Here is a 14,066-nt window from a genome sequence, read left to right as displayed (position 1 = left end):
GGGCACTTTTCTCGATGTCGAAATCAGCTAGCCTCGTTCGTCGAGTGGGTAGGAGCCGCGTCGGCCCCAAACCTCAGGAGAGAACACCATGCGAGTCGTCGTTTTCGTCAAAGCCACCACCGACAGCGAGGCAGGCATCATGCCAGGGTCCGAGCTGCTGGTCGCCATGGGCAAATACAACGAGGAACTGGTCGACGCCGGCATCATGCTCGGCGGCGATGGTCTCAAGGCGAGCTCCCAGGCCAAGCGCATCGCCTTCGACGGTGCCAGCCGCATGGTGATCGACGGGCCTTTCGCTGAAACCAAGGAGCTGGTTTCCGGCTACTGGATCTGGGAGGTGCGCGACATGGACCATGCCGTTGAGTGGGTCAAGCGTTGCCCCAATCCAATGCCGGGCCGAAGCGAGATCGAGATTCGTCCTGTTTTTGAGATGAGCGATTTTGCCGAGATCATGACCCCGGAAGCCGAGGAAGTTCACGGACGCGTCCGCGACAAATTGGAGGAGTAGCGAAGCGGCCAGCTCTCACCTGATCCGCATCTGCAGCCGCATCACGATTTCGCTGCCAAGGCGTTGATAGCCGTATTCGCGCATCGTGCAGCTCCAGTCGTCGCCAGAGCGTTCGATGCGGAACAGGTTGTAGCGGGCAGGATCGTCCAGAGTGCCGCCCTGCGCTGCGCTTGCGGCGGCGACACCGACCACCGGCACTTCGTGACCCTTGCCGGGAATCGAGTGGATCGATGAGCGGTGCGTATGGCCGTGCAGGATCAGCTCGGCGCCATGCTCGGCGACCACCTGGCGGAACAGCTTGTGTCCCTTGAGGCCGAATGAGGGATGCTGCAGTTCCGGATTGGGCGGGTGATGGATCAGCACGGTGCGGAAATAACCAGCCTCGCCCATGATCTTGAGGATGCGGCCCAGCCTATCTGCCTGCTTGAGGTCGAAGCGCCCGATCGCCAGGAAGGGTCGCGTCGGCACGGCACTCGAGCAAGAGATCACCGCCACCTCGCCAACCCGCCGAACGAAGGGAAACACCTCGTTGTCGAGCGTTTCGCCCTTCATGTAGTCGCCCCACAGCTCCTGCGCCGATTCGAGCGCGCCGGGGACATAGGCGTCATGATTGCCGGGGCAGACTGCGACCTTGTCGGGCTGGCCGAGCGCCTTTAGCCACTCGCCGGCCCGTTCGACCTCGAACCGCAGGGCCAGATTCACCAGGTCGCCAGTGACCGCGGTGAAGTCGGCATTCTGCGCTTGCAGGTGGAGCACCAGATTGGCCAGCGTCTCGCTGTTCAGCTCGCCATGCCGGCGCAGCTTCCAGTTCATGTAGCCGGTGATGCGCTTGCCCAGCAGATCGCGCCAGGACACTGCGGGCATGGGAGACAGGTGAATGTCGGAGATGTGGGCCAGGGTGATCATTGCGACGCGTAATGCCAGATGGGGCGGGGCAAGAAAACGGTCAATCGGCCTCCAGGGTCAATTTTGTCGTGATCCAGTCTCTGCTAACGATGGCCTCCCAAGGAGTGTTCCCTGATGCAGATGAATGGATTCCAGCGCTGGCGTGCCAAGGTCTTCCTCACCCTCAAGGGGTTATGGCATCGCATGACGCTGGGCTCCCGGGTCATGGTGGTGGATGGCGACAAGGTCCTGCTGATCCGCCACACCTATGTGCCTGGCTGGCAGTTCCCCGGTGGAGGCGTCAGTCCTGGGGAAACCATGGAGTATGCCGGCGCCCGCGAGACACTTGAGGAAACCGGCTACCGCGTCGTCGGCCCGATGGAGCTGTTCGGCATCTATCACAATTCGAGTCCGGTCACGAACCGTGACCACGTAGCGTTCTACGTGGCCAAGAGCTTCGAAAAGGCATTCGAGCGCAAGCCCGACCACGAAATATCAGAAGTCGCCTGGTTCGACCGCCACGCTTTGCCGGAAAAAGTAACCCCCGCCACCAGCCAGCGCATCGACGAATATTTCGACGGCGTGCCGAAGCGGGATGTCTGGGGATACTAAGGTTATCCAAGAGCATTCCCCACCCACAGCCGCTTCCCGCGGACTTGATCCGCGGGCCTCTCGCCGCGTGTGCCGTGTTGAGAGTGACCCGCGGATCAAGTCCGCGAGAGGCGATTGTGGGTGGGAGGGATTGCGTCTGAGCGTTTGGAACCGCACCTACTTCAAAAACGGCAGGTCCGGCCCGATCGGAACAATCCGCGTTGGATTGATTGTGATGTGGCTCCAGTAATAGTGCGTGCGGATATGGTCGAGATCGACCGTCTCCTTCACCCCGGGCACCTCGTACAGCGCCTTGAGGTAATGCGAGATGTTCTTGTAGTCGGCGATGCGCTGCCGGTTGCACTTGAAGTGCCCGACATAGACCGCATCGAACCGCACCAGTGTGGTGAACAGCCGCCAATCGGCCTCAGTGATGCTGTCGCCGGTGAGGTAGGCCGTCTCGCCCAATAGGCCCTCGACCCAATCCAGGGCCTCGAACAGCTTGGTCACCGCACCGTCATAGGCCTCCTGCGTCGTGGCAAAGCCGGCCTTGTAGACGCCGTTGTTGATGTCGTCATAGACGCGGGCATTGATCGGATCGATCTTGCCGCGCAACGCCTCCGGATAGAAATCCTCCGTGTTGCCGGTCAGCTCGTCAAATGCCGAGTTGAGCATCCGGATGATTTCCGAGCTCTCGTTCGAGACGATCTGCCTGGTCTGCTTGTCCCACAGCACCGGCACGGTGACGCGACCGGTATAGTCCGGCTTGGCCTGGGTATAGACCTGCCACAGCGTGTCCTTGCCCAGCAGCGCATCGCCAGTCGAGCCAGTCGTCTTGTCGAAGCTCCAGCCGGTTTCGTCCGGCATCTTGGGCGACACCACCGACACCGAGATCAGCGACTCCAGGTCCTTGAGCTTGCGGAAGATCAGCGTGCGATGCGCCCAGGGGCAGGCCAGCGACACATAGAGGTGGTAGCGACCGGCTTCGGCCTTGAAGCCGCCTTCGCCCGATGGGCCGGCGCTGCCGTCCGCCGTCACCCAATTGCGAAAGCCGGCCTGCGTGCGCTTGAATTCACCACCGGTTTTCTTGGTGTCGTACCATTGGGTGGACCATTTGCCGTCGATCAATTGTCCCAAGATCGAACCCTTTCCGTCATGTTATCGACTCGTTGGCAGCCTCTAGTGCCGCCGTCGGTTGCGTTGGGTGACACATAGGCTTGGGCGATGCGAGCGATAAGGCGTTTTCAAAGCAACGAACCGTTGTGCATTTCGGACACAGAAGCTCTGCGCATCTTGTATTTTGCCTGGTGATCCATGATTTTCATTTTACGCGAAGGCCCCATGGTGCTAATGCGATTTTCAGGCGTCTGGAGGCGCCCAGGATGGTGAAGGTTTTGCTGGTGACACGACGACCGTAATTGGTCTTTCGAAGCGGTGCTTTTTCAAGCGCCGGGTTTGTCCTACGCATCCCCATTCTGGATCATTGTCATGACCCTCTCGTCTGCGCCTTCGGCCGCAACTGCTGCTGTCTCCGCCGCTTCGCTTCACGTCCCCACCGTGCGCCCTGCCACGCAGGCCGATGATGCCTTCATCGACGAGTTGCAGGCCATCGCCTTCGGTCCCGGCCGCTTCGCCAAGACGGCCTATCGCATCCGCGAGCGCTTCAAGATCGATCCCAGCCTGAGCCTGGTTGCCGAAGTCGACGGCACGGCCTGTGGTTCGGTCTGGATGACCCCGATCTCCATCGGCGGCCGCAACGGCTGGATGCTCGGTCCGCTGGCGACCCACCCCAATTTCCGCAAGCTCGGCGCCGGCAAGCTGCTGGCCCGCGAAGTCACCCGGAATGCGCTGGCGCGCGGCGATGGCGAATTCGTCATGCTGGTCGGCGACCGCGACTATTACTGCCCGCTGGGCTGGGAGCCGACGACCCTGGGCAATATCCAGTTCCCCGGCCCGGTCGACCCAACCCGCGTCCTGCTGTTCGCCGAGGACAAGACCCTGGCTGAGACCCTCAGCGGCCCCATCGCCGCCTGGCAGCAGGGCTGAGCGCTACGCCCCACATACTCGATCGTCACCCTCGGGCTTGACCCGAGGGCGTTACACTTGTCGAACTCCGTAAGTGTAGTGCCCTCGGGTCAACCCCGAGGGTGACGGCCGGCGGGGTGTGAAACTTGGGTGGACCCAACACACTTCACTGCACTAAGCTCCCGCCTCCGAACCACAATCCGGTATGCCCTTGTCGTCCGACGACGCCATCATCGACCGTTTGGCCACGCGCCTGTTAACCGTGCCGCCGCCCTTGCCGGCGGTCGATACGCTTGTGCCTGACTGGGCGCCCGAGCGACCGTTCAGCCGGCCGCCCGTGCCTGCCGCCGTGCTGATCGCCCTGATTCGCCGCCCCGAGGGCTATACCGTGCTCTATACCGAGCGCTCCCCCGACCTGCGGGCGCATTCCGGACAGGTAGCTTTCCCCGGCGGCAAAGTCGACGCCACCGATGCCGACGTAGCCGCCGCCGCTTTGCGCGAGGCCTTCGAGGAGGTCGGCATGGAGCGTCAGGACGCCACCGTTATCGGCTTCATGCCGACCTATTTCACCGGCACCAATTATCTCATCACGCCCGTGGTCGCGACCATCGAACCCAGCGGCCCCTTCGTGCCCAATCCGGGCGAAGTGCATTCCGTGTTCGAAGTGCCGCTGCAGCGCATCCTGAGCTCCGACACCTATGGAGAATTCCGCATCAAGCGCGACGGCAAGGAGCATCGCACCTGGCAGATCGACCATGACGGCCACCGCATCTGGGGCATTACCGCCAACCTGACCCGGCGCTTCCGCGACCTGGCCATGACTGAGCCCGTGCCGTGAGAGTCGCCGCGCTGCAATCGGCCGAATGGCTCAACCGACCGGAAACGCAGGCGATCTTTGCCGCGCTGGACGGGCACAAGCGCCGGACCCGCGCGGTGGGTGGCGTGGTGCGCGATAGCATCCTCGAACGCCTTCGCGACAGCACCGACATCGACCTGGCCACTGAACTGCTGCCCGCTGACGTCATCGCGCGCGCCAGTGCCGCCGGAATCGCCACTTATCCCACCGGGATCGACCACGGCACCGTGACGCTCAAGCTCGGCGATACCCTGGCCGAAGTCACCACCCTGCGGCAGGATATTGAAACGGACGGTCGCCACGCCGTCGTCGCTTTCGGCACCGATTGGCGCATGGATGCCAGCCGCCGCGACTTCACCCTGAACGCGCTCTATTGCGCCGACGACGGCACGCTCTACGATCCGCTTGCCGGCATCGAAGACGCTCTCAACGGCCGCGTCCGCTTCATCGGCGATGCCAGCCAGCGCATCGCCGAAGATGGCCTGCGCGTCTATCGGTTCTTCCGCTTCTCAGCGAGCCATGGTGGCCAGCAATACGATCCGGACGGCCTCGCGGCCTCCCGCGACGCCGTACACCGTCTCGATCACCTTTCGGCCGAGCGCGTCGGCTCAGAACTCATGCGTATGCTTGCCTTGCCAGCCGTGGCGGGCACGCTCGCGGTGATGAGCGAGATCGGGCTGCTCGAAGCGTCCGAGCCGGTGCTTAGGCAACTGCTGGCCTACGAAGCCATCGGCGGTCGGGCCCCGCTTGGTCGCCTCGCTATCCTTGCCTCCGGTCAGCCCGAGACCGTGCAAGAGCGCTGGCGGCTGTCTAAGGACGTGGTGAAGGGCGCTCGCGCCATCGCCCTATCCGCCGACTTACTGGTCCGCGACAAGATCGGCGAAGCCGCCTATCGCTATGGCGAAGCCGCTGTGGATGGCCTGGCCGTCGCCGCAGCCAGCGACCGCTGGAGTCGCGATCATCTCGCCGAGGCCGCCCGCGAAATGGCCCGGCTGCGCATTCCAGAACTGCCCGTCTCCGGACACGACCTCACCGGCCTCGGCTTGGCGCCGGGACCGGCCCTGGGTCAGCAATTGGCCCGTCTGGAAGAGGCCTGGATCGAGAGCGATTTTACTCTCGCAAGAGACGACCTGCTGGCGCTTGTCGAGCGCTAGTGCTTGGTCGTCCTCGCACCGTCGCTATCGACGATGCGCTCCTTGATGCGCTCGATCATGTCGGGCCGCACCTCGGTTTCACCGTGGATATTGCGGAGATTTTCCACCGCACGGCGAACCACTTCGGCTTCAGTCTCAGCCTCGGCATGCCAGGTGGCGCCGGGGATCAGCGAGCCGGAATCAAAGCGTTTCATGTCGAATCTCCCTCGTTGTTGCGTCAGGAAGAAACGTTTGGGATAGGGTAGGGTTCCAGGATTTGTGGCCGTCAATCGTCCACAAACTCCCCCATTTGACCCAAACCTTCGAGCCACGTCCCATCATCGTCGCGCACCACTTCGCGGGGCAGTACGCCACTTTCGGCGGCGATGGCGTCGGCCAGTTCGCGGGCATGCGTCACCACCCAGACCTGGCTCCGCTCCGCTGCTTTGACGATCAGCCGCGCCAGCATCGGCAGCAGCTTGGGATGGAGGCTATTCTCGGGCTCGTTGAGGGCGATGAAGGGCGGCAGGCGGTAGGAGAGCAGGGCGCCCGCCAGCGCCAGGAACTGCAGGGTGCCGTCCGACAGTTCATGCGGCTCGAATACCCGCTTGGGCATTTCCGGGTAGCGCATGCCGAAGCTCGCGAACTCGCCGACCTCGGGAATCACCAGTTCGGCACCGGGAAACGCGTCCTCGATGGCTCTGTCCAGATCGATCCGATCACCGCGGATGTGGTGCAGCGTCGCCAGCACCGCCCCCAGATTGCTACCGTCCGAGGTGAGCGATGGCGCAGTAACGGCCCGCGACGGTCGGCGCAATGCCGATTCTGCGTCGGTGCGAAACCCGTGGAAGAAGCGCCAGGCAACCAGGCTATCCCGCACGAGAGCGATTTCCGTGCGGCCGGACAAAGCCGCCAGAGCCGTCTCGCTGGCGAGCAGGTCGTCATTGGCAAGCTCGCGGCGCCCGTTCGCGTCGCGTGCCCACGCCACCCCGCCCTTGCGGTCCATCAGGTTGACCGTCTTACCGCGCTGCTGCCAGTCGAGGCTCTCGGTCTTGACCTGCGCTTCGTTGGGAAAGGCGGCTGCTGCCTCCCTGGGTGGGAAGCCTACTTCGATCTGGTAGGTGGGGTCGAAGCTGCCATCGCCCAGGTCGCCGAAGCGCGCCGCGAGGCGCAGGCTGTTGCCCTCGCCCTTGCGATAGCCGTTGGCGCGGTACATCGGATCGAAACTGCCGTCCGGCGAAAGGTCCTTGCCGCCCGCCCAGAAGATCGAGCCGAGACCGCCCTCTCGGGCGATCTCGTCAGCCAGCGTGCCCCGTGCCGCCGCCTGCAGAAGTTCCAGCGAGCGATAGAGGTTGGTCTTGCCAACGCCATTGCCACCGACCAGCACCGTCAGCTGCCGCAACGGGAACCGGATCTTGCGGACCGAGCGATAGCCAACGATCTCGACGGCTGACAGCGTCATGTCACGGCCAGCGCACTTCCGGCGGCATCGAGGACAGGATCGAGTTCACATTGCCCCCGGTCTTGAGCCCGAATGTGGTGCCACGATCATAGAGCAGGTTGAACTCCACATAGCGCCCGCGCCGTACCAGTTGCTCGTGCCGGTCCGCTTCGGTCCACTCTGTCTCGAAGTTGCGCCGCACCAAATCGGGATAAATCCCAAGGAAGGCTTCGCCCACCGCCTTGGTGAAATCGAAGTCGGCTTTCCAGTCGCCGGAATTGTGGTGGTCGTAGAAAATGCCGCCCACGCCGCGATGCTCGTTGCGATGCGGCAGGAAGAAATAATCGTCGCACCATTTGCGATAGCGCTCGTAATCGACGCCAGGCCGCCCGTCGCAAGCCGCCTTCATCGCCGTGTGGAAGTCGATTGTGTCGCGATCATCCGCCACCCGCCGCCGATCCAGCACCGGCGTCAGGTCCGCGCCGCCGCCGAACCACTGCTTGCCGGTCACGATCATCCGCGTGTTCATATGCACCGCCGGCACATGCGGGTTCCATGGATGCACGATCAGCGAAATGCCCGAGCTCCAGAACTTGGCGCCTTCCTCGGTGCCCGGCATCTGCTTGGCGAAATCGGCAGAGAATTCGCCATGGACGGTCGAGATATGCACGCCCGCCTTCTCGAACACGCGGCCATGCAGCATCCCCATCTCGCCGCCACCACCGGCGGCGCGATCCCACGGCGTCACTTCGAACTTGCCAGCCGGACGATCGACGTGCGGTCCCTGCACGTCGACCTCAATCTGCTCGAAAGCCGCGAATATGCGGTTGCGCAGCGTGCGGAACCAGGCCTGGGCTGTGGCCTGCTTGGCCGCGATATCGTCTGGAAGTGTCATGGTGTCAGAGATAGCGGTCATTTCAGCCCTGTAAACCCGTCGGTCTGCCTTTTTGCTTCGCCCAGGATAAGCGTTGCGGCCAGCGCGACGTTGATCGAGCGCAAACCATCGCGCATCGGAATGCGGATGCGCAGGTCGGCCGCATCGGCCACGGCGTCAGGTACTCCAGCACTTTCGCGGCCCACCATCAGGATGTCGTCGGCCTCGTAGGTCACCGCATAAGCCGATGTCTGCGTCTTGGTGGTCAGCAACACCAGCCGCCGTCCTTTCGCCTTTCGCCAGTCGTCGAAGGCCGACCAACTGACATGCTCGCGCACCGCTGCATGGTCCACATAATCGAGGCCCGCCCGGGCCAGGGATTTGGCGGAAAAGGCAAACCCCGTCGGATGGATGATGTGGATCGTCGTGCCCAGGCAGGCCCCCAGCCGGATCAGCGTGCCGGTATTGTTGGCGATGTCGGGCTGATAGAGGGCGAGATCGACTGGCATGGGGTTTTCCAACGGGTTTTCGGGGCCGGCACGGGTATAGTGTCGCAGTTGCTCCATGTCACCGCGTGGATCACTGGACAAGCGCATGGGACAGTGCAAAAAGAGCCCTAACTGACGGGTCGCTTGAGGGTGGCCGGCGGCCGATTCTGCGTATGCGTGAAATGGTTTGCCGCTACCGGCCGCGTCGGATGTGCATTGTACGGGGATACGGACCTTGGCCACGCAAGCTCACTCTTCAACGAACCGGCGGGATTTCATCTTCGTCGCAACGGGCGCGGTGGCCGCTGTCGGCGCTGCCGCCACGGTCTGGCCCCTGGTCAACCAGATGAACCCCGACGCCTCGACCCTGGCCCTGGCCAGTATCGAGTTCGACGTCGGCGCCATTGAGGTTGGTCAGTCGGTGACCATTCTCTGGCGCGGTCTGCCGGTCTTCGTGCGTCACCGCACCCAGGCCGAGATCGACGAGGCACGCGCCGTGCCGATGAGCGATCTCAAGGATCCTGCCACCGACGAGTCGCGCACCAAGGAAGGCCATGAGCAGTGGCTGATCATGCTGGCCAACTGCACGCATCTTGGCTGCATCCCGATTGGGGAAGCCGGTGAGTTCGATGGCTGGGCTTGCCCATGCCACGGTTCGCAGTTCGATACGGCTGGCCGCATCCGCAAGGGGCCCGCGCCGACCAATCTGGTCATTCCGCCGTATGAATTTGTCAGCGATACGCTGGTCCAGATCGGTTAGTGGGGGCTTTTCCGATGTCAGAACATTCGACTTACACGCCCGGGAATGCCGTCGAGAAGTGGCTCGATGAGCGCCTGCCGATCATCCGGTTCTCCAAAGAGCACCTGATGGATTTCCCCACGCCGAAGAACCTCAACTACTGGTGGACCTTCGGCGCGATCCTGGTGATGTGCCTGGGTATCCAGATCGTCACCGGTATCATACTGGCCATGCACTACACGCCGCAGGTCTCGATGGCCTTCGACTCGGTCGAGCACATCCGCCGCGACGTCAATGGCGGCCGCATGATCCAGTCGTTCCACGCCGTGGGCGCCTCGATGTTCTTCGCCGCCGTTTACATCCACATCTTCCGTGGCATGTATTTCGGCTCTTACAAGGCGCCGCGTGAAATCCTGTGGATCCTCGGCGTGCTGATCTTCCTGCTGATGATGGCGACCGCCTTCATGGGCTACGTGCTGCCCTGGGGCCAGATGTCTGGCTGGGCCGCGCAGGTGATCACCAATATCTTCAGCTTCATCCCCGTGGTCGGTACGCCGCTGCTGGAACTGCTGCGCGGTGGCTTCACCGTGGACAATCCCACGCTGAACCGCTTCTTCTCGCTGCATTACCTGCTGCCGTTCGTCATTGCCGCCGTCGTGGCGCTCCATATCTGGGCGCTGCACGTGCCGGGCAACAACAACCCGGTCGGTATCGACGTGAAGGACAAGGACCGCGATACGCTGCCCTTCCATCCATACTACACGATGAAGGACGCTTTCGGCATGGTGGTCTTCCTGATCCCGTTTGCCTGGTTCGCCTTCTTTGCGCCCGACATCCTGGGTCACCCGGATAACTACATCCAGTACAACAGCCAGGTCACCCCGGCTCACATCGTGCCCGAATGGTACTTCCTGCCGTTCTACGCGATCCTGCGCGCCATCGACTTCAACCTGCTGTTCATCAACTCCGGCCTGCTCGGCGTCATCTTCTTCGGTGGCTCGATCCTGATCCTGTTCCTGCTGCCATGGCTGGACACGTCCAAGGTGCGCTCGGGCAACTTCCGCCCGATGTTCAAGTGGTTCTACTGGATTTTCGTGGTCAACTTCATCGGCCTTACTTACCTCGGTGCGCAGCCGGCGGATGGCATCTACGTGATCCTGTCCAAGATCTGCACCGCCTACTACTTCCTGCACTTCGTGCTGATCCTGCCGGTTCTCGGCCGCATCGAGACCCCGAAGCCGCTGCCGACCAGTATCTCCGAGAGTGTTCTCGGCAAGTCGCACGCGTGAGGGGGATAGTGACCATGTTCAATACCAAGACTATCCTTGCTGCCGTAGCGCTTGTGGCTGGCTTTGCCGCGCCCGCGATGGCCCAGGATCACTCGACGCCGCAAATCCAGAAGCAGAGCTGGTCGTTTGCCGGTATCTTCGGCACCTATGACGAGAACCAGCTGCAGCGCGGCTACCAGATCTTCCGCGAGGTCTGTTCTAGCTGCCACAGCGCCCGGCTGATCGCCTTCCGCAACCTGTCCGAAGAGGGTGGTCCCCACTTCTCCGAAGAGCAGGTCAAGGCACTGGCTGCCGAGTACGAGATCCCCGACGCGACGACCGACACCGGCACGCGCCCGGCGGTTGCCGCCGATCGCTTCCCCAAGCCTTTCGCCACCGACCAGGATGCACGCGACGCCAATGGCGGTGCTGTGCCACCCGATTTCTCGGTTCTGGCCAAGGCCCGCGGCGTGACCGATGCCTTCCCGTTCTGGATCTTCAACTACTTCACCGGCTATTCGGAAGGCGGCCCGGATTACATCCACGCGCTGCTGACCGGCTACCACGAAGAAGCACCGCACGATTTCGAGCTGGCCGAAGGCAAGTATTACAACGACGTCTTCCCCGGCCACGCCATCGGCATGGCGCCGCCGCTGCAGGATGGCCAGGTGACCTATGAAGTGCTCGAGGGCCAGACCCCCGTGCCGGAAACGGTCGACCAGTATTCCAAGGACGTCGCGGCCTTCATGATGTGGATGGCCGAGCCGCACCTGGCAGGTCGCAAGCAGACCGGCTTCGTCGTGCTGTTATTCCTCATCGGCTTCGCGGGTCTCATGTACCTGACCAAGCGCCGCATCTGGGCTGGTATTGAGCACTGATCGACCTGATATCGAAAATGAATGAAGGGCCCTTGCGGGCCCTTCGCTTTTTCTGGGCCATCACAACGGCTCCAGCCCCTTGCCATTCCCGCCCCAGACCGCAATATGGGGTGATACGCAAATCAGGTGCCGAGGGAGCCGACATGTCCGCCATCCGCATTGCCGTGACCGTTGTCGGCGCCGCCGTGACCATGGCCCGCCATCCGGTGGTGCGGGCCGGCATCATCGCCGTGGCCGCCAATCCCAAGGCCCGCGAGACTGCGATCAACGTCACCCGCACGGCTGCCTATAATGCCGGCGTCATTGCCCGGCACATCGTTGGCCGCCGCCTTCCCTGATCCACGTCATTCCAGGTTTGCCCATGTCGCTCGACCTCAAGGCCCTCGTGCGCACGATTCCGGACTATCCCAAGAAGGGTATTCTGTTCCGTGACATCACCACGCTGATCGAGCACCCCGAGGGTTTCAAGGAAAGCATCGAGCGCATCGCCAGCCAGTATCGCGGCAGGGGCATCACCCATGTCGCCGGTATCGAAGCGCGCGGCTTCATCTTCGGGGCAGGCGTTGCCATCGCGCTCGGCGTGGGCTTCATCCCCATCCGCAAGAAAGGCAAGCTGCCGGGCGAAACAATCGGGCAGAACTACGCGCTCGAATATGGTGTCGACACGATCGAGATCCATGCCGACGTGCTCGACAGCGGCGATACCGTTCTGTTGGTCGACGACCTGATCGCCACCGGCGGCACCGCCATCGCCGCAGTCGGTCTGCTCCGCCGCACCGGCGCCAGGGTCGAGGACGCCGCTTTCGTGATCGATCTGCCCGATTTGGGCGGCGCGGACAAGCTCAAGGCCGAGGGGGTTGCGGTGACGGCGCTAATCGGGTTCGAGGGGCACTGAGTGAGGTCGCTCCGACATCGGAGTACCCCCACCTAACCTCCCCCTGAAGGGGGAGGGACTGCGTAGCGCTTGTGGCAACATCGTGCCAGATACTCGATCTGTCCCTCCCCCTATCAGGGGGAGGTTAGGTGGGGGTATCCAGCAAAGGACTCTTTGCGTCAGCCCCTACCAGCTCGCCCGCCCGTCGACCTTCTCCACCGCCACCTGGCTCCAGTCCAGATCATCCACCAGCCGCAGGTTCACCGCATAGCTGCGTTCCGTCGGCAAGCTCCCCGGCGTGTAGCCATCCTTGGGCGTCCCATCCACATTGTAGATCGACCCCCAGTCCAGCGAATCGCCCCAGGTCTGCATGCCGCAATTGCCGCAGAAATGGTGCTGGTTCATGCCGTCGCTCGCCGAATAGGTCCTCTCGCCGTCCTGCTGGAGAAACTGCATCTCGCCGGGCTTGTAATAGCCCCAGACGGCGCCGGTGCGGCTGCAATAGCTGCAATTGCACTCCTTGGCGGCAAGCGGCAGATGCGGCAGCTCAATCTTGGTGGCGCCGCAGTGGCAACTGGCAACGAGGGTCATGGCGAAGCTCCGTACAGGTGATGCGGGCAACCTAGGCGCGGGCCCCGACAGATGATGTCAGCAGGTTCGGCTTACGCCGCCATCGCCTCGCGCCGGTCAACGAGGCAAAATTGGTTGCCTTCAGGGTCGCGCATCACGGTATAGGTCGGCAGCACGCGCACTGTCTCGGCGCCGGCCTCCTTCAGCCGCTCGACTTCACCGGCGCGGTCGCTGACCTCAATATCGAAATGCACGCGGTTATTGTCGTAGCGGCGACCCTCGACATTCTGGAAGCAGACCGAAGGCCCGGGGCCGTCAACCATCACGGTTGGGTCGGTCTCAGGCGTGAAGCCCAGTGCCGCCAGGCGCGCGATCTCCGCTTCGTCATAGGCGCGGATAGCATAGCCATCGAGCAGCCCGACCCAGAAGGCCGCCAGTTTGCTGGGCTTGTCGCAGTCGAATACGATCTCGTGGATCTTCCCCATAGTCGTCTCCTTCTTGTCGTTGTCACAGTCGCTAGACCGCAATTGCGGCAAGACTGGCGCAGGCGTCGAGGCCGGGCGTCGGTGTTGTTGGCGCCCGGCCCCTGGTCTTAGGGCCGCGTCGGCCTTAGCAGAGCGTCCAATGCCGGCAGTGATATCGTGGCCTCCGGCCTCGGTTGGACGACCTTCTTGGTCTCGATCTTGCGCATGGGGATCGGTGCGCCATGGCGTGGAACATCATGGGCGCGGGCGACCGGTTGTGGGCGACGGAATGTGTTTCTGGGCATAGGCAAAGCCTTTCGCTACCCCCGTCCGACGCTTTCAACGCAACGGCGGGGTTCTGAAAACGGCGCAGCGCAAAGCGCCGCGCGATGAAGCGTGGTTTGGTTGGCTGCCGGGGATGTCGCTAAGGGGAGACGAGTCGGGCTGCCACTAGGGCAGGGGCGCAACTGAA

The 14,066-nt window shown here is 63.0% G+C and carries 18 protein-coding genes; 10 read left to right on the top strand and 8 right to left on the bottom strand.

What is annotated here, in order from left to right:
- The first annotated feature begins 88 nt into the window (after nt 1-88).
- Entirely contained in the window at nt 89-508 is a 420-nt protein-coding gene (locus IM737_RS07280) for a YciI family protein (protein ID WP_236899254.1), read from the top strand.
- A gap of 15 nt (nt 509-523) precedes the next feature.
- On the opposite strand, the gene IM737_RS07275 is transcribed toward IM737_RS07280, so the two are convergent.
- On the bottom strand, nt 524-1,414 hold the full coding sequence (locus IM737_RS07275; RefSeq protein WP_236899253.1) for a metallophosphoesterase family protein: 891 nt from the start codon (nt 1,412-1,414) through the stop codon (nt 524-526).
- A 114-nt stretch (nt 1,415-1,528) separates the two neighbouring features.
- Between IM737_RS07275 and IM737_RS07270 the strand changes: the two genes are divergently transcribed.
- Entirely contained in the window at nt 1,529-2,005 is a 477-nt protein-coding gene (locus IM737_RS07270; protein ID WP_236899252.1) for an NUDIX domain-containing protein, read from the top strand.
- Between the two features lie 156 nt (nt 2,006-2,161).
- On the opposite strand, the gene IM737_RS07265 is transcribed toward IM737_RS07270, so the two are convergent.
- On the bottom strand, nt 2,162-3,121 hold the full coding sequence (locus IM737_RS07265) for a glutathione S-transferase family protein (RefSeq protein WP_236899251.1): 960 nt from the start codon (nt 3,119-3,121) through the stop codon (nt 2,162-2,164).
- Nucleotides 3,122-3,472: 351 nt separating this feature from the next.
- Here IM737_RS07265 and IM737_RS07260 point away from each other — a divergent pair, with 351 nt between their 5' ends.
- From IM737_RS07260 to IM737_RS07250, 3 genes are all read left to right on the top strand, one after another.
- On the top strand, nt 3,473-4,030 hold the full coding sequence (locus tag IM737_RS07260) for a GNAT family N-acetyltransferase (RefSeq protein WP_236899250.1): 558 nt from the start codon (nt 3,473-3,475) through the stop codon (nt 4,028-4,030).
- 190 nt (nt 4,031-4,220) lie between these two features.
- Nucleotides 4,221-4,847: a CoA pyrophosphatase gene (locus tag IM737_RS07255; protein WP_236899249.1), complete on the top strand. Its 627-nt coding sequence runs from the start codon at nt 4,221-4,223 to the stop codon at nt 4,845-4,847.
- A complete protein-coding gene (locus tag IM737_RS07250; RefSeq protein WP_236899248.1) occupies nt 4,844-6,019 on the top strand; it encodes a CCA tRNA nucleotidyltransferase in 1,176 nt (391 codons plus the stop codon). Before IM737_RS07255 ends, IM737_RS07250 begins: the two co-directional genes overlap by 4 nt.
- On the opposite strand, the gene IM737_RS07245 is transcribed toward IM737_RS07250, so the two are convergent.
- The 4 genes from IM737_RS07245 to IM737_RS07230 all read right to left on the bottom strand — a co-directional run bounded on the left by IM737_RS07245 (nt 6,016) and on the right by IM737_RS07230 (nt 8,822).
- Nucleotides 6,016-6,213, bottom strand: a complete 198-nt coding sequence (locus tag IM737_RS07245) for a DUF1059 domain-containing protein (protein ID WP_236899247.1) — start codon at nt 6,211-6,213, stop codon at nt 6,016-6,018. The genes IM737_RS07250 and IM737_RS07245 overlap by 4 nt on opposite strands.
- Nucleotides 6,214-6,284: 71 nt before the next feature.
- Nucleotides 6,285-7,460 carry an AAA family ATPase gene (locus IM737_RS07240; protein WP_236899246.1) on the bottom strand — a complete coding sequence of 392 codons (1,176 nt, stop codon included), beginning with the start codon at nt 7,458-7,460 and terminating at the stop codon, nt 6,285-6,287.
- A 1-nt stretch (nt 7,461) separates the two neighbouring features.
- On the bottom strand, nt 7,462-8,355 hold the full coding sequence (hemF, locus tag IM737_RS07235; protein WP_236899245.1) for an oxygen-dependent coproporphyrinogen oxidase: 894 nt from the start codon (nt 8,353-8,355) through the stop codon (nt 7,462-7,464).
- A complete protein-coding gene (locus tag IM737_RS07230) occupies nt 8,352-8,822 on the bottom strand; it encodes a tRNA (cytidine(34)-2'-O)-methyltransferase (protein ID WP_236899244.1) in 471 nt (156 codons plus the stop codon). Before IM737_RS07230 ends, hemF begins: the two co-directional genes overlap by 4 nt.
- A 214-nt stretch (nt 8,823-9,036) precedes the next feature.
- Here IM737_RS07230 and petA point away from each other — a divergent pair, with 214 nt between their 5' ends.
- The 5 genes from petA to IM737_RS07205 all read left to right on the top strand — a co-directional run bounded on the left by petA (nt 9,037) and on the right by IM737_RS07205 (nt 12,581).
- Nucleotides 9,037-9,561 (top strand): ubiquinol-cytochrome c reductase iron-sulfur subunit, encoded by a 525-nt coding sequence (gene petA / locus IM737_RS07225; RefSeq protein ID WP_236899243.1) that lies wholly within the window; start codon nt 9,037-9,039, stop codon nt 9,559-9,561.
- Between the two features lie 14 nt (nt 9,562-9,575).
- Nucleotides 9,576-10,829, top strand: coding sequence for a cytochrome b (locus IM737_RS07220; RefSeq protein WP_236899242.1), 1,254 nt, complete (start codon nt 9,576-9,578; stop codon nt 10,827-10,829).
- Nucleotides 10,830-10,843: 14 nt separating this feature from the next.
- Complete coding sequence (locus IM737_RS07215) at nt 10,844-11,686, top strand: cytochrome c1 (protein ID WP_236899241.1); 843 nt, start codon at nt 10,844-10,846, stop codon at nt 11,684-11,686.
- Nucleotides 11,687-11,829: 143 nt separating this feature from the next.
- Nucleotides 11,830-12,024, top strand: a complete 195-nt coding sequence (locus tag IM737_RS07210) for a hypothetical protein (RefSeq protein ID WP_236899240.1) — start codon at nt 11,830-11,832, stop codon at nt 12,022-12,024.
- A gap of 23 nt (nt 12,025-12,047) precedes the next feature.
- Nucleotides 12,048-12,581 (top strand): adenine phosphoribosyltransferase, encoded by a 534-nt coding sequence (locus tag IM737_RS07205; RefSeq protein ID WP_236899239.1) that lies wholly within the window; start codon nt 12,048-12,050, stop codon nt 12,579-12,581.
- A 165-nt stretch (nt 12,582-12,746) separates the two neighbouring features.
- Here the strand turns inward: IM737_RS07205 and IM737_RS07200 are convergent, their stop codons facing one another.
- Nucleotides 12,747-13,151, bottom strand: coding sequence for a GFA family protein (locus IM737_RS07200; protein ID WP_236899238.1), 405 nt, complete (start codon nt 13,149-13,151; stop codon nt 12,747-12,749).
- A gap of 71 nt (nt 13,152-13,222) precedes the next feature.
- Complete coding sequence (locus IM737_RS07195) at nt 13,223-13,615, bottom strand: VOC family protein (RefSeq protein ID WP_236899237.1); 393 nt, start codon at nt 13,613-13,615, stop codon at nt 13,223-13,225.
- Nucleotides 13,616-14,066 lie beyond the last annotated feature (451 nt).

It is taken from the genome of Devosia sp. SL43 (assembly GCF_021729885.1).
GTDB lineage: Bacteria > Pseudomonadota > Alphaproteobacteria > Rhizobiales > Devosiaceae > Devosia.
The sequence above is the reverse complement of the archived record's forward strand: the minus strand, read 5'-3'. Positions and strand labels throughout refer to the sequence as shown.

What these genes read in the sequence shown, in the direction of transcription:
- IM737_RS07275 (WP_236899253.1), bottom strand. Translation starts at nt 1,414, where the DNA reads ATGATCACCCTGGCCCACATCTCCGACATTCACCTGTCTCCCATGCCC.
- hemF (WP_236899245.1), bottom strand. Translation starts at nt 8,355, where the DNA reads ATGACCGCTATCTCTGACACCATGACACTTCCAGACGATATCGCGGCC.
- IM737_RS07220 (WP_236899242.1), top strand. Translation starts at nt 9,576, where the DNA reads ATGTCAGAACATTCGACTTACACGCCCGGGAATGCCGTCGAGAAGTGG.
- IM737_RS07210 (WP_236899240.1), top strand. Translation starts at nt 11,830, where the DNA reads ATGTCCGCCATCCGCATTGCCGTGACCGTTGTCGGCGCCGCCGTGACC.
- IM737_RS07230 (WP_236899244.1), bottom strand. Translation starts at nt 8,822, where the DNA reads ATGCCAGTCGATCTCGCCCTCTATCAGCCCGACATCGCCAACAATACC.
- IM737_RS07195 (WP_236899237.1), bottom strand. Translation starts at nt 13,615, where the DNA reads ATGGGGAAGATCCACGAGATCGTATTCGACTGCGACAAGCCCAGCAAA.
- IM737_RS07205 (WP_236899239.1), top strand. Translation starts at nt 12,048, where the DNA reads ATGTCGCTCGACCTCAAGGCCCTCGTGCGCACGATTCCGGACTATCCC.
- IM737_RS07215 (WP_236899241.1), top strand. Translation starts at nt 10,844, where the DNA reads ATGTTCAATACCAAGACTATCCTTGCTGCCGTAGCGCTTGTGGCTGGC.
- IM737_RS07270 (WP_236899252.1), top strand. Translation starts at nt 1,529, where the DNA reads ATGCAGATGAATGGATTCCAGCGCTGGCGTGCCAAGGTCTTCCTCACC.
- IM737_RS07260 (WP_236899250.1), top strand. Translation starts at nt 3,473, where the DNA reads ATGACCCTCTCGTCTGCGCCTTCGGCCGCAACTGCTGCTGTCTCCGCC.
- IM737_RS07280 (WP_236899254.1), top strand. Translation starts at nt 89, where the DNA reads ATGCGAGTCGTCGTTTTCGTCAAAGCCACCACCGACAGCGAGGCAGGC.
- IM737_RS07245 (WP_236899247.1), bottom strand. Translation starts at nt 6,213, where the DNA reads ATGAAACGCTTTGATTCCGGCTCGCTGATCCCCGGCGCCACCTGGCAT.
- IM737_RS07200 (WP_236899238.1), bottom strand. Translation starts at nt 13,151, where the DNA reads ATGACCCTCGTTGCCAGTTGCCACTGCGGCGCCACCAAGATTGAGCTG.
- IM737_RS07240 (WP_236899246.1), bottom strand. Translation starts at nt 7,460, where the DNA reads ATGACGCTGTCAGCCGTCGAGATCGTTGGCTATCGCTCGGTCCGCAAG.